This window comes from Streptomyces sp. KM273126, from assembly GCF_004337435.2.
In the GTDB taxonomy this organism is placed as follows: Bacteria; Actinomycetota; Actinomycetes; order Streptomycetales; family Streptomycetaceae; genus Streptomyces; species Streptomyces acidicola.
In genome coordinates, this window is the sequence record NZ_SJXB02000002.1 from 2,365,223 (window position 1) to 2,378,043 (window position 12,821).

15 protein-coding genes and 1 pseudogene are annotated in these 12,821 nt (G+C 71.3%); 7 read left to right on the forward strand and 9 right to left on the reverse strand.

The window, feature by feature from the left end; translation table 11 throughout:
* Nucleotides 1-228: 228 nt before the first annotated feature.
* Nucleotides 229-1,209: a 2-hydroxyacid dehydrogenase gene (locus tag E0500_RS41085; RefSeq protein ID WP_131560999.1), complete on the forward strand. Its 981-nt coding sequence runs from the start codon at nt 229-231 to the stop codon at nt 1,207-1,209.
* Nucleotides 1,210-1,244: 35 nt separating this feature from the next.
* On the opposite strand, the gene E0500_RS41090 is transcribed toward E0500_RS41085, so the two are convergent.
* Complete coding sequence (locus E0500_RS41090) at nt 1,245-2,039, reverse strand: IclR family transcriptional regulator (protein WP_131561000.1); 795 nt, start codon at nt 2,037-2,039, stop codon at nt 1,245-1,247.
* A gap of 171 nt (nt 2,040-2,210) precedes the next feature.
* Here E0500_RS41090 and E0500_RS41095 point away from each other — a divergent pair, with 171 nt between their 5' ends.
* From E0500_RS41095 to E0500_RS41105, 3 genes and pseudogenes are all read left to right on the forward strand, one after another.
* Entirely contained in the window at nt 2,211-3,485 is a 1,275-nt protein-coding gene (locus tag E0500_RS41095; protein WP_131561002.1) for a glucarate dehydratase family protein, read from the forward strand.
* Between the two features lie 16 nt (nt 3,486-3,501).
* Nucleotides 3,502-4,392, forward strand: a pseudogene (locus E0500_RS41100) (2-hydroxyacid dehydrogenase); the annotation flags it as partial.
* Nucleotides 4,393-4,561: 169 nt separating this feature from the next.
* Nucleotides 4,562-5,479 (forward strand): 5-dehydro-4-deoxyglucarate dehydratase, encoded by a 918-nt coding sequence (locus tag E0500_RS41105; RefSeq protein ID WP_131561006.1) that lies wholly within the window; start codon nt 4,562-4,564, stop codon nt 5,477-5,479.
* 80 nt (nt 5,480-5,559) lie between these two features.
* Here E0500_RS41105 and E0500_RS41110 read toward each other — a convergent pair whose 3' ends face one another.
* Both E0500_RS41110 and E0500_RS41115 read right to left on the reverse strand, forming a co-directional pair.
* Nucleotides 5,560-5,706, reverse strand: a complete 147-nt coding sequence (locus E0500_RS41110; RefSeq protein WP_165934910.1) for a hypothetical protein — start codon at nt 5,704-5,706, stop codon at nt 5,560-5,562.
* A complete protein-coding gene (locus E0500_RS41115; protein ID WP_181587393.1) occupies nt 5,703-6,464 on the reverse strand; it encodes a class I SAM-dependent methyltransferase in 762 nt (253 codons plus the stop codon). The genes E0500_RS41110 and E0500_RS41115 overlap by 4 nt, the downstream gene beginning before the upstream one ends.
* Before the next feature lie 267 nt (nt 6,465-6,731).
* Here E0500_RS41115 and E0500_RS41120 point away from each other — a divergent pair, with 267 nt between their 5' ends.
* The 3 genes from E0500_RS41120 (at nt 6,732) to E0500_RS41130 (ending at nt 8,615) form a co-directional block, all read left to right on the forward strand.
* Complete coding sequence (locus E0500_RS41120) at nt 6,732-7,331, forward strand: TetR/AcrR family transcriptional regulator (RefSeq protein ID WP_220141510.1); 600 nt, start codon at nt 6,732-6,734, stop codon at nt 7,329-7,331.
* Nucleotides 7,332-7,375: 44 nt separating this feature from the next.
* Nucleotides 7,376-8,047: an enoyl-CoA hydratase-related protein gene (locus E0500_RS41125; protein WP_131569373.1), complete on the forward strand. Its 672-nt coding sequence runs from the start codon at nt 7,376-7,378 to the stop codon at nt 8,045-8,047.
* A gap of 112 nt (nt 8,048-8,159) precedes the next feature.
* On the forward strand, nt 8,160-8,615 hold the full coding sequence (locus E0500_RS41130; protein WP_131569371.1) for a PaaI family thioesterase: 456 nt from the start codon (nt 8,160-8,162) through the stop codon (nt 8,613-8,615).
* Nucleotides 8,616-8,648: 33 nt separating this feature from the next.
* On the opposite strand, the gene E0500_RS41135 is transcribed toward E0500_RS41130, so the two are convergent.
* The 6 genes from E0500_RS41135 to E0500_RS41160 form a co-directional block, all read right to left on the reverse strand.
* The gene (locus E0500_RS41135) at nt 8,649-9,338 is read right to left on the reverse strand and encodes a class I SAM-dependent methyltransferase (RefSeq protein WP_131569369.1); all 690 of its coding nucleotides are present in this window, start codon (nt 9,336-9,338) and stop codon (nt 8,649-8,651) included.
* A 154-nt stretch (nt 9,339-9,492) separates the two neighbouring features.
* Nucleotides 9,493-10,146 carry a DUF3105 domain-containing protein gene (locus E0500_RS41140; RefSeq protein WP_131569367.1) on the reverse strand — a complete coding sequence of 218 codons (654 nt, stop codon included), beginning with the start codon at nt 10,144-10,146 and terminating at the stop codon, nt 9,493-9,495.
* A gap of 118 nt (nt 10,147-10,264) precedes the next feature.
* Nucleotides 10,265-10,711 carry a hypothetical protein gene (locus tag E0500_RS41145; RefSeq protein WP_131569365.1) on the reverse strand — a complete coding sequence of 149 codons (447 nt, stop codon included), beginning with the start codon at nt 10,709-10,711 and terminating at the stop codon, nt 10,265-10,267.
* A 151-nt stretch (nt 10,712-10,862) separates the two neighbouring features.
* Entirely contained in the window at nt 10,863-11,603 is a 741-nt protein-coding gene (locus E0500_RS41150) for a DUF1775 domain-containing protein (protein WP_131569363.1), read from the reverse strand.
* Complete coding sequence (locus tag E0500_RS41155) at nt 11,585-12,277, reverse strand: hypothetical protein (RefSeq protein WP_131569361.1); 693 nt, start codon at nt 12,275-12,277, stop codon at nt 11,585-11,587. The genes E0500_RS41150 and E0500_RS41155 overlap by 19 nt, the downstream gene beginning before the upstream one ends.
* 70 nt (nt 12,278-12,347) lie before the next feature.
* Entirely contained in the window at nt 12,348-12,803 is a 456-nt protein-coding gene (locus E0500_RS41160; protein WP_131569359.1) for a DUF3093 domain-containing protein, read from the reverse strand.
* Nucleotides 12,804-12,821 lie beyond the last annotated feature (18 nt).

Sequence of the window (12,821 nt, forward strand, 5' to 3'; positions counted from 1 at the left end):
CTGACGTGTTGCCGCCGGAGACGCGACCGCCACAGGGCTGTCTATACTTGCGTACCCGGTCTGCATTTGTAGACGCCGAAGCTAAGTGCGAGGTAGTGAGGCGTCAAGAGATCTCACAAAATGCGTCGGTCGAGCGAGGCTCCCGGCGATCCCACGACAACGGAAGCGGATACCCATGCTCTGTACGACACTCAGCCTCCGCCGTCCCCGCCCGGCAGGGGGAGCGGCATGACCGCGGCAGCGCACCACGGCACCGTCCTCCAGGTCTGCCCACTGCTGCCGTCCCTGGAGACCGCGCTGGCCGCGCACCACCACACCGTACGGCTGGCCGAACTGCCCGATCCCGAGGGCTATCTGCGGGACCACGGCGGCGAGGTGGCGGCCGCCGTGACCAGTGCCCGGATCGGGGTGCCGGACGGCCTGATGGACGCCCTGCCCGGGCTCGGCGCGATCGTCCACTTCGGCGTCGGTTACGAGACCACCGACGTGGCCCGGGCCCGGGCCCGCGGCATCGACGTCAGCAACACCCCGGACGTGCTCACCGACTGCGTGGCCGACCTTGCCGTCGGCGCCCTGATCGATGTGATGCGCCGGCTGTCGGCCGCCGACCGCTTCGTCCGCCGCGGCGCGTGGACCTCGGCCGCCTTCCCGCTGTCGGCCAAGGTGAGCGGGAAGCGCGTGGGCATCCTCGGACTGGGCCGGATCGGCCGCGCCATCGCCCGGCGGCTCGAAGGCTTCGGCGCCGACATCCTCTACCACTCGCGCACACCCGCCACGGATGTGGACTACGCCTACCTCTCGGCGCCCACCGCACTGGCCGCGGCCTGCGACGTGCTGGTCGTGGCTGTCTCCGGAGGCGGCGCCACCCAGGGCCTGGTCTCGGCGGACGTGCTCGACGCGCTCGGGCCCCAAGGCCATCTGGTCAATGTCTCACGGGGCAGTGTCGTCGACGAACCGGCCCTGGTGTCCGCCCTGGTGAAGGGCACGATAGCGGGCGCGGCCCTGGACGTCTTCGCCCATGAGCCCGAGGTGCCGCCCGCCCTGCTGGAGCTGGACAGTGTCGTCCTGCTCCCGCACATCGCCAGCGCCACGCATGAGACGCGCGAGGCCATGGGGGAGTTGGCCTTCCGCAACCTGCACCAGTTCATGACCGAGGGCACGCTCGTCACACCGGTACCGGTGGCGCCGGTACCCCGTACGGCGGGCTGAACGGCCCGCCCGCCGGCGCATCCGCGGTGCCGGGGTCACCGCGGATGCGCCCGCTCCAGTTCCTTCCGGGCTCGGAACATCGCGGCCACGATGCGCTCCCGGTGCTCCTCGCTCAGCCGGACCGTGGGAACGGAGCAGCTGATGGCGTCCTCGGCCGGACTGCTGTAGCGCAGCGCGAAACCGAAGCAGACCAGGCCCTCGATGTGCTCCCCGTCGTCGATCGCGTAGCCCCGCTCCCGGACGGTGCCGAGGTGTTGCCGCAGGGCGGTGTGGTCGGAGATGGTCCGCGCGGTGTACGAGGGGAGGACCGCGGGCAGTTCCCGCTCGAGGTATTCGGGGGGCTGCTCGGCCAGCAGCGCCTTGCCGAGGGCCGAGGCCTGCGCAGGCAGCCGCCGGCCCACCCGGCTGAAGGGACGCAGGTAGTGGCGGGACTCGCGGGTGGCCAGGTACACGATGTCGGGGCCGTCCAGCCGGGCGAAGTGGATGGTCTCGCCCAGCTCCTCCGTGAGCTGGTCCAGGACGGGACCGGCCAGGCTGAGCCGGGCGTCCGTGTCCAGGTACCGGGTGTCCGTGAGCAGCGCGCGGATGCCGATGCTGTAGAGGGAGCCGGTGCCGTCGGTGCGGACCCAGCCGCAGGCCACCAAGGTCTGGAGCAGGGCGTAGAGGCTGCTGCGGGGCACCCCGGTCTCTTCGGAGAGCTCCCGCAGCCGTACCTGGTCGGAGCTGCGGTTGGCGAGGATTTCCAGCACCTGGACGGTCCTCGCGGCGGACTTCACCTCACGTACTCCGCCCCCGCTGTCCGTGTCGGCGGGCCCGCTCCTTTCCCGCATGCGTCCTTCTCCGTTGCTCGCGCCGCGCGTGGTCGTCCGCCGTCGTCCCGAGGCGGACGCGGCGCCGGTCGAGTCTAGTGCCGAATCGCCGTCGGTATCGGCCGGATCATTGACAGTGCCACGCAATGCTGTCTACAAATGGAGACGCCAGCTACATATGAGGATGGTGTCATGGTCGGGACGGCTGAACGCATCGCCGAAGTCACGGTCACCCCCGTGGCCTTCCGGGACTACCCCCTGCTCAACACGGTGGGAGTGCACGAGCCGTACGCGCTGCGCACCATCGTCGAGCTCACCACGGAGAGCGGTGTCACCGGCATCGGTGAGAGCTACGGCGGAACCGTGCACCTGGAGAGGCTGCGCCGGGCCGCCGAGGAACTCGTCGGCCTGGACGTCTGGAGCCTCAACGACCTGATGGCGCGCGCCCGCCGAGCCCTCGGCTCGGACACGGCCGGCGGCGACGGTATGTCCGGCATGGTCACCGGCAGCAGCACCGTGGACCGTGTCGTCTCCCCGTTCGACGTGGCCTGCCTGGACATCCAGGGCAAGCTGGTGGGACGGCCGGTCAGCGACCTCCTCGGCGGCGCCGTGCGCCCCGCCGTGCCCTACAGCGCCTACCTCTTCTACAAGTGGGCCGGACACCCCGGCCAGGGGGACGACGACTGGGGCGCCGCCCTCGACCCCGAGGGACTGGTGGAACAGGCCCGCCGCATGATCGACCAGTACGGGTTCTCCTCCATCAAGCTCAAGGGCGGTGTCTTTCCGCCCGACGAGGAGATCGCCGCGATACGCGCTCTGCGGGCCGCCTTCCCCGACCTGCCCCTGCGGCTGGACCCCAACGCCGCCTGGAGCGAGGAGACCTCGCTCCGCGTCGCCCGCGAACTCGACGGAACGCTCCAGTACCTGGAGGACCCGACCGCGGGCATCGCCGGCATGGCGGCCGTGGCGCAGCAGACGGAGACACCCCTGGCCACCAACATGTGCGTGGTCTCCTTCAACGACCTCGCCCCCGCCATCGCCCAGGGCGCGGTGGGCATCGTGCTGTCCGACCACCACTTCTGGGGCGGCCTGCGTCGCTGCACCCAACTGGCGGCCATCTGCGAGACGTTCGGCCTCGGCCTGTCCATGCACTCCAACTCCCACCTGGGCATCAGCCTCGCCGCGATGACCCACCTGGCCGCCGCCACCCCCGGGCTGACCTACGCCTGCGACACCCATTGGCCGTGGAAGCGGCCGGACGAGGACGTGATCGCCCCGGGAGTCCTGGGGTTCACCGAGGGACGCGTCGAGGTGCCCACCGCGCCGGGCCTCGGTGTGGAGTTGGACCGGGACGCGCTCGCCCGGCTCCACCAGCAGTACCTCGACTGCGGGCTGCGCGACCGCGACGACACCGGCTACATGCGCCGTTTCGAGCCCGCCTTCGAGTGCACGACGCCCCGGTGGTGACCACGGCATGCGCATCATGCTCAACCACCGGATTCTGAGCCGGTTCGCCGAGCGGCTGAGGACACGGACCGGGGGCGGGCACGAGTGGCTGGCGGCCTCCGAGTGGGACCCGGAGCGGATCGCCGACGCCATCGCCGACATCGATGTGTACGTGGGCACGCGCCTCACCGAGGACGCCGCGCGGCGAGCGGAGCGGCTGCGGCTCGTCCACGTTGTCGGCGCGGGCTACGACGGCATCCCGCTGGAGGCGCTGCGGCCGGAGGTGACCGTGGCCAACACCCACCACCACGGCAGGTCGATCGCCGAACACGTCCTGATGTGCGTGCTGATGCTGTCCCGGCGTGTACTGACCGCCGATCAGGAACTGCGTGCCGGCCGGTGGCGGAACGTCGCCGTCGACCCCGCGCTGCCCTTCGGGGGCACCCTGCGGGGGCGGCGCGTCGGCATCATCGGATTCGGCGAGACGGGGACGGAGATCGCCCGGCTGTGCCAGGCGGTCGGTCTGGGCGTACGGGCCGTGCGCCGCGATCCGTCGGCCCTCCTGCCGGACGGACTGCGGCCGGACTGGGTAGGCGGTACGGACCGGCTGCCCGAGCTGCTGGCCGACTCCGACGTCGTCGTGGTCACCGTACCGTTGAGCCCCGCGACCCGCGGACTCATCGGACCGGCCGAACTGGCCTCGATGGGCCGCCACTGCTTCCTGATCAACGTCGCCCGCGGTCCCGTCGTCGAGGAGGAGGCCCTGTACGACGCGCTGTCGGTCGGCACCATCGCCGGCGCCGCCCTCGACGTGTGGTGGGCCGGACCGCCGCACGCACCCAGCCGCCTGCCGTTCCACACCCTGTCCAATGTCGTGATGACACCGCACAACTCCGGGCACACCGAGGAGACCTTCACCGCCCGCGCCACGGAGATCGCGGCCAACATCACCCGCCTGGAGTGGGGGAACCCTCTCACCAACGTGGTGCGCGCCGGCCGGGTCCCGGCCGCGCCCGGCGTCCTCGCCGGCCGCGAATCCCCCACGCCCCCGCACCGCTGCCCGCCGCCGCCCCGTCGCCCGACAAGGAGCCCTGACCATGTTCGAAGGCGTTCTGTTCTTCCCCGTCACCCCCTTCACCGCCACCGGGGAAGTCGACCACGATGCGCTGAGGAAACACATCGGCGCCGGGGTGGACGCCGGCCCCGGTGCCGTCTTCGTCGCCTGTGGCACCGGTGAGTTCCACGCCCTGGAGACCGAGGAGTACGCCCGGGTGGTGCGGACCGCCGTGGAGGTCGTGGGCGGCCGCGTCCCGGTCTATGCGGGAGCCGGCGGCGCCCTCGGCCAGGCCCGCGGTTTCGCCCGGCTCGCCGCGGAGGCCGGTGCGGACGGCCTGTTGCTGATGCCCCCCTACCTGGTCGAGGCTCCCCGCGCGGGCCTCGTCGCGTACACCCGCGCCGTCGCGGAGACCACCGGCCTGCCGCTGATCGTCTACAACCGGGGCAACGCGAGGTTCGACGAGGCGTCGGCCGCGGAGGTCGCCCGGATCCCCGCCGTCAGCGGTTTCAAGGACGGCACCGGCGACCTCGACCTCATCGCCCGCATTGTCCCGGCCGTGCGCGCCGAACTGGCCGGAACCGGCAAGGAGTTCCACTTCTTCAACGGGATGCCGACGGCCGAGGCCAGCCAACTCGCCTACCGGGCACTGGGCGTCGACCTCTACTCCTCGGCCGCCTTCGCTTTCGCCCCCGACATCTCACTGGCGTTCCACCGTGCGCTGGAGGAGGACGACCGGCAGCTCGTGGACGGTCTCCTGCGGACCTTCTTCCATCCGCTGGTCCGGCTCCGCCAGCGCGTACCGGGGTACGCGGTGTCGCTGGTCAAGGCGGGGGTGGCCCTGGAAGGGGGAACCGCGGGCCCGGTACGGCCGCCGCTGGTGCCGCTGACCTCAGAGGAGTGCGCGGAGCTGGAGGCCATCATCGCCGACGGCCGCCGCGCGCTGACCGCGGCCGGCTGACCGCCCCGAACAGCCTCTCGCGACGGCGGCGTTGCTCAGCGACGGGCAGCGGCTCGATGCCGGTCACGGCCTGACGCCAGTCACGGCTTGATGCCGACTCCGGCCCCCTGGCTGCACTCGGCGTCGGTGGCCGGTTCGCCTTCGGCCCCGGGCCCCCCGTCGTCGGCGGTCGGCCGCCGGCGGTCGCCGACGAAGATGCCGGGCTCGATCGGATCCGGATCCCTCACCGGCCCGGCCCCTTCCCCGCGCGCGTGGTGAGGACCATGTACGGCGCGACCCGGGTCTCCGCGGGCTCTGGGTTGCCGCTGTCGTGACGCTGTGGCGCCAGCGGCAGGTCGAGGTCGGGCGAGGCGAAGCCGGCCTGTGCGAGGAGCGCTTCGTAGTGAGTGAGGGAGCGGTAGTGGCAGGCTGTGGTGACGGTCGTCCCGCTCAGCCTCCGCAGGGTCGTGGGGACGGTGTCCCCGTCGGCGTAGACGGTTCCCGGTTCGCCGTAGCGGAGGGTGGAGAAGGCCTCGCCGATCGCCCGGGGGTTGAGATCCGCGAGGACGTAAGGCGCGCCCGGGCGCAGTACCCGGTGGATCTCGCGGGTCAGGTCCGCGAGTCTGCGGTCGTCCGGGTCGGTGCAGTAGACCAGGCAGCACACGACGGCGTCGACGTCGTCGTCCGCGATCCAGTGCAGGGACCTGCCGTCGAAGAGCCGGTAGCCGACGCGGGGGTGGGGCCGGTCGGCGCGGGCGATGTCGAGCATGGCGGAGGAGGGGTCGAGGCCGTGCACCGTGCACCCGCGTGCCTCGGCCAGGTGCACGGCGAGGACACCGGTGCCGCAGCCGACGTCGAGGATGACCTGACCGGTGCCCTCGGCGGGGCCGAGGCGCCGCAGCACCGCCGGGAAGATCAGCTCTCGGGCGAGTCTCATGTCGCGGTCACGGTAGGCGTCGGCCGCCTGCGTGGTGTCCCAGGGAAGGGGCGGGTGGGATTCGCTCACGGAAGGGCCTTTCGGGCGGTGGGTGGCGGTGCGGCCCACGCCGATGCTCTCGGCCGGTGAGGCGGGCCTTTCGGTGCCCTCCCCCTCCCACATCACGGACAAACTCGATCATTTCACCAACTGTCGTGCCTTTGTTCGGGGTTGCTCAGGTCAGCTCAGGGGCACTGCTGAACCCCTTGCATGTTCTATGTCATACAACATAACTTACTGAGCGGTAATCCTCTGGAGAACCTCCCCGTCCCGGACATCAGGAAGGCGGCGCCCGCCATGACCGGCAGCCGTGAGCGGATGGTCCTCAGCGCCGTGGAGTCACTGCGTGAGTACGGGGCGAGCGCCACGAGCATCGACCGGGTGCTCGCCCACAGCGGCGCCCCGAGAGGCTCGGTCTACCACCACTTTCCCGGCGGGCGGGCGCAGCTGATCGAGGAGGCGGTGGCGCTCGCGGGCGACTTCATCGCGGGACTGATCGACGCCGCCCTGCAGACGGACGACCCGGTGCAGGCGATCGACGGCGTGTTCGCGCTCTGGCGTGACCGGCTCGTCCGGAGCGACTTCAGGACCGGCTGCCCCGTCGTGGCGGTCGCGGTGGAAACCAACGACGACGCACCCCAACTGGCCCTCTCCGCCGCCACGGTGTTCGCCCGCTGGCAGCAGGCTCTCGCCGTCCCGTTCCTCCGGCACGGCCTGACGGAGGAACGGAGCAGGCGGCTGGCCGCGTTCGTCATCGCCGCACTCGAAGGCGCGGTGATCATGTGCCGGGCCGAGCGGAGCACCGCCCCTCTGGAGGCGGCCGCCGCCGAGATCCACGACCTGCTGGTCCAGGCCCTGCGCAACCGGCCCGACCCAGGTCCGGCACCGAGTCCCTGACCTGCCGAGAACCCCCGAAACCACCAGCCCCCTAGGGAGCCACCGTGCCCGCGCTCGACCGCCAGGACAACGTCTTCGTCCTCGATCTCGGAGACGACGAGAACCGCTTCCACCCCGACTGGATCGCCGCCGTCAACGCCGCTCTCGACGAGGTGGAGAAGACGGACGGGCCCCGTGCCCTGGTGACCGCCGCGCGAGGCAAGTTCTATTCCAACGGCCTCGACCTGGACTGGCTGTTCGCCCACGCCGACCAGCAGCAGGACTACGTCGTCTCCGTCCACGAGCTCTTCGCGCGGCTGCTCTCCCTGCCGTTGATCACGGTGGCCGCCCTGCAGGGGCACACCTTCGCCGCGGGCGCGATGTTCTCCCTGGCGCACGACTTCCGCGTGATGCGCGCCGACCGTGGCTACTGGTGCCTTCCCGAGGCGGACATCAACATCCCCTTCACTCCGGGCATGTCCGCGCTGATCCAGGCCCGGCTGACCCCGCGGACCGCGCACGAGGCCATGCTCACCGCCCGCCGGTACGGCGGCCACGACGCTCTCGCGGACGGCGTCGTCGACCACGCCGTGGACGAGGACGCGGTGCGCACCACCGCCGTGGAGATCGCCTCGGGCCAGTTGCAGAAGGCGGGCGACACGCTGCGGACCATCAAGACCCGTATGTACGCGCCCGTTCTGGCCGCCTTGCGCGACGGGACCGCCCCGCTCGGTTGATGCGGGCGCGACCCCGCTGCAGTCATTCCCCGGCGCGCACACGAGCCCGCCCGTATCGCGACACTCCTCGACCGCACGCACCCCAGCACCAACACCACCCAGGAGAACGACTGTGTCCACCACCGACCTCGCCGCCATGACGGGCCTCGAACTGATGCGCTGGATCCAGCGGGAGCGGCCTGCCGACCTCCCGTCCATCGGGCGTCTGCTCGGCATGCGCTTCGACGAGGTCGACCACGGCCACATCGTCATCTCACTGGACACCCGCCCGGACTTCGCCAACCCCCTCGGAACCGTCCACGGCGGTATCGCGGCCACCCTGCTCGACTCGGTCATGGGCTGCGCGGTGCACACCACCCTCCCGGCCGGCGTCAGCTACACCACCCTCGAACTCAAGGTCAATTACATCCGGGCCGCCCGCACCGACGGACAGACCCTCACCGCCGAAGGCACCGTCATCCACGTCGGCCGACGCGCCGCGACAGCCGAAGGCAAGGTGCTGGACGAACAGGGGAAACTGATCGCCCACGCCACCACGACCTGCATCATCCTCCAGCCCACCGGCTGACACGACGGCGACGGGCCCGGACAGATCGCGCCTTCAACGGGAGGCATCGCGTACCTGCGTGACCCGCCAGAGCCGGCGCGGGAGTTGGCCCTCCTCGAAGGCGTGCACCTGCTTCAGGTGCCAGTCGTCCGAGGCGAGGCTGTCGACGAGGCGCCGGTCGAAGAAGTGCACGGCGAATCCGCCGGACTCGTGGATGTGGTCGCCGTGCGCGGTTCCCACTCCGTAGTGTGCGTCGCCGGTGTGGCGGACGGTGTGGACGAGGGTGCCGCCGGGGCGCAGGACGCGGGCGATCTCGGCCAGGGCCCCGTGGATGTGCTCGGTCGACAGGGCCATGCACAGCAGCATGTGGGCGAAGACTGCGTCCACGGAGGCGTCGGCGAACGGCAGCGGATCGCGTACGTCGTGCACGACCGTGGTCACCCGGTCCGCCACACCGGCCTCGCGGGCCGCCGCGACGAGCTGTTCCAGCCCGACGGAACTGAAGTCGGTGGCGTGCACGGTGAAGCCCTGACGGGCGAAGAACAGCGCGTCGCGGCCGTGCCCGGCGCCGAGTTCGAGCACGGTCCGGCAGCCCGAAGCGCGAAACAGTCCGGCGGCGTAGCGGGCCGGCTCGGAGGGCTCCATGCCGTACATCAGGGGGTGCCGGGCGTAGGTCCGCTGCCAGTGCTCCTGCTGGGCCGCAACGACGGGCCCGTCATCCGGGTGTTCTCGTGCGTCGCGCATGGCTGCCTCATCGACTTCCGCGGGCTGTCAGCCTCCTCTGTCCATGATCCCTCACCCTCGGGTGCTGGGACCCCTCAGGCGTCGGGATCCCTCGGGTGCCGGGAAAACCCCACGGACCAGGGCCGCATCACCGGGAGCGGCCCTGGTGTCCCCATCAGGCGGTCAGACCACCCGTACAGGCGGCGCCCGGCTCGGGTGTCTGCGCGCCCTGGACGTACTTGGACAGGAACTGCTCGACCCGGGAGTCGGACGCCTCGGTCACGCTGAGCTGCTTGCCCCAGGCCGACAGCATGATGGGACCGGACTGCTCCTCGGCCGGGCTCATCAGCGTGTACGGCGTCTTGGAGACCTTGTCGCTCAACGTCTTGATGTCGTCCTCGGAGGCCTTGTCGTTGTACGTGATCCAGACCGCGCCGTGTTCGAGGGAGTGCACGGCGTTCTCCTTGCCTATGGCCTTGGTGTAGACGGTGCCGTCGCAGGTCATCCACGCCTGGTTGTGGTCACCGCCGACGGGCGGGTTCATCGGGTAGTCGACGGCGCCCTGGACGTGGTTCTGGGTGAGCTCCTTCTTCGCCCAGGACTTCTCACCGCGTACGGGTTTCTTCGCCTCGGCGGCCTGCTGCTCGTCCTTCTCGTTGGCGCTGTTCAGGGCGTACCCGCCCCAGCCGACGAGTCCGGCGACGATCACCGTGCTGAGGGTGATGGTGATGATGCGGTTACGGCGCTCACGGGCCTTTTCGGCGCGGCGCATCTCCTCGATCTTGGCCCGCCGCGCGGCCGACGCCGCCTTCTTGCTGGTCTTGCTCATGACAGTGAGTTCCTCGTCTCCGCCGGGCGGTGTCGACGCGCGGCGGTGGGTGCAGGGAGGGGTGGAAGGACGCATGCCGTCGGCCGCACGCGCGAGCGCACGGCGCTGTGACAGTCGTCTACGTCCGCTGCACCTGGAGGACGTGGAGGTCGGGGGCGCGGCAGGTCGGCGCGGGTTCGGCACACCGCGAGGAGATCCCCGGTGTGGGCACGCTCGGCATGCTGGGCAGGACCGCCGGTACGGGCTGGACGGGAGCGGCGAGCACGGCCGGCACCCCGTCAGCGGCCGGGCCACAGCAGACATCGCCGTAGGGGCAGTCGGCCGGATGCGCGCCCGTCGTCCCGTGGTGACTCGTGGGGGCGCCCGCCGGAAGCGCGTCCACGGACGTCGTGGCCATCGGCCCCATCGATGTCGTCGTGATGCCGGCTGGGCCGCTGTCGCCATGGGACACGGAACCCAGACACATGACAAGCGTGGTGAGCAGTACCAGCAGGGCAGGACAGAGCGCCGCGATCCGCGTGGGCCGCCACGCATCGCGGGTCGTGTGCTGAGCCTGACTCCTCATCACCGCTGATCTTAGGCGGTCGTCGCCGGTGAGCCGACGGCTTCGCCCGGACGCTCACTGGTCAGGGCCGAGCCACTGCCGGGCCGGTTCACCGGTCCGCGTCACGTCCGGGGGCGGATGCGGCTCCGCCCCCGGACACGGCAGGCGAGGGTCAGCTCTGCGATGCCGCGGTGCGCCGCTTCACCAGCCACCAGGCGCCGCCGCCGAGAACGGCCAGTGCCACGACCGCCCCGCCGATGACCAGGCCCGTCGAACCGCCCTCGTCGTCCTCGGCGGCCTTGGCGGCGGACTCGGAGCCCGCGGCCTCAGCGCTCGGTTCGGCGGCCGACGGGGTCGGGCTGGGTGTCGCCTCCGTGGGGCTGGAACTGGGGCTGGGGTCGGCCGGCTTGGCGCCCGGGGCCGGGGCCTTCAGTTCCAGGACCGGGGCGGGCTGTTCGGAATCCTCGCCGCCGGTGGGCAGCTCGATCCAGCGGGAGATCTTGCCGTCGTCGTAGGTCTCGACGGTCTTGAACGCGATCTCCTTGGCGTCCGGGAGCTGACGGACCTTGACCTTGTGCTCGCCGTCGACGCCCGCCTTCAGAGCAGGTCCACTGACGGTGTATCCGTCGCTGGTGGCCTTGAACTTCCAGCCCTTGGGCGCCTCGTCGAGCGTGACGTCCCCGGGAGCGATGCCTTCGGGCAGTACGACGCGCAGCTCGGTGAAGCCCGCCGAGTCGGACTCGGCCTCGGACAGGAAGGTGAGGGTGACGTCCTCGGCGAGGGCCTGGGGCGTGTCGGCCTCGACCTCCACGTGTGCGGCGGCCGGCGCGGCCAGGGCGAGCGTCGCCGTCAGCGCGGCGGCACCGGCGAGAGCGACACGGCGGCCGGCCAGTGTCAACGGGTGTGTGGACATGGACACAGGGAAACTCCTTGCTGGTACGGGAAGAGCCGGTCCCGCAGTCGCCGGGACCGTGAAGAACCGGAAAGCCGCTCCCGCCGTGGTGGTCCCCTGCGCACCACCGCATGCTCCAGTACCTCCTCCCGTGCCGGGATCGCCACCTCGAAACGGGTGCCCGGTCTCCGCCCGGGGAGCGTCAGCGCCAGCGGGCCCGTGCCGACGACCGGTCGTGGCAGCACCTGGCCCAGGGCGGCCACGACTGCCCGGGCGAGTGTGCGCAGCGTGCCGAGCGCCACCGTGATCCGTGCGTCCGCCCGGTGCAGCAGCAGGGCCACGACCAGCGCGGCGACCACGTGGACGGCCGTCATCGCCGCTCCGGCGTGATGCCAGGCGTGTCCGTCGCCCGGCGTGACCGCGAGATGCCCGGCGTGCGTCGCGTGCCCCGGCGTCACGGCCGGTGGGTCACCGTCCGCGTAGGACAGGGAGAGATGCAGCATGCCCTGCGTCGCCAGCGTGGACGCGACGGTCGCGATGAGCGTGTAGCGCCGCCGGGCGAGCGGCCAGACCGCCGCGAACTGCGCCACGATCGCCATGCCCATCAGCCGCCAGGGCACCGTGCCTTCGGCGATGGCGTGGTGGCCGAAGGCCGCGAGCACGGTGCCGAGCACGGCGAACAGACCGGCCCGCACGCACGTTCCCGCACGGCTGGCTCGGCCTGTCCCGGCATGCTCCCCGCGCCCGGTCACGGACGCCGCACGATCAGGCGCACGCACTGATCGCTTCGGCGAGCCGGTCCGGCGTCCGGGTGGAGAGGTAGAGGTAGGGCGTGGGGTCATCCGGGTCTACCACCTCGACACGCACCGCGGTGGGGATGAAACTGCGCATCACGCTGAACGCCCGCAGATCGGCCTTGTACGTCCGCCAGGCCCTGGCCTCCTCGCCGTCGAGCACCTCCGCCTTCCCCAGCGCGGCCAGCGGAATACACGCGTCCGCCACGAACAGCGTGTCCGAGGTGACCCGGATCCGCGCCGAGCCCTGTCCGCTGACGTACATCCCGGCCAGGCAGGTGCCGGCGGTCAGGGCGATGAGAGCAGCGATCAGCCCGTAGGGAAGGAAGACCAGGGCCATCGAGAGGCCGAACAGCGCGGAGATGCCCCACCAGGATTTGGGGGCGGTCAGGCGTTCGTCGTAGATGATCCGGCTGGTGGAGGTCACGGGCTTTCACCTTGTCGT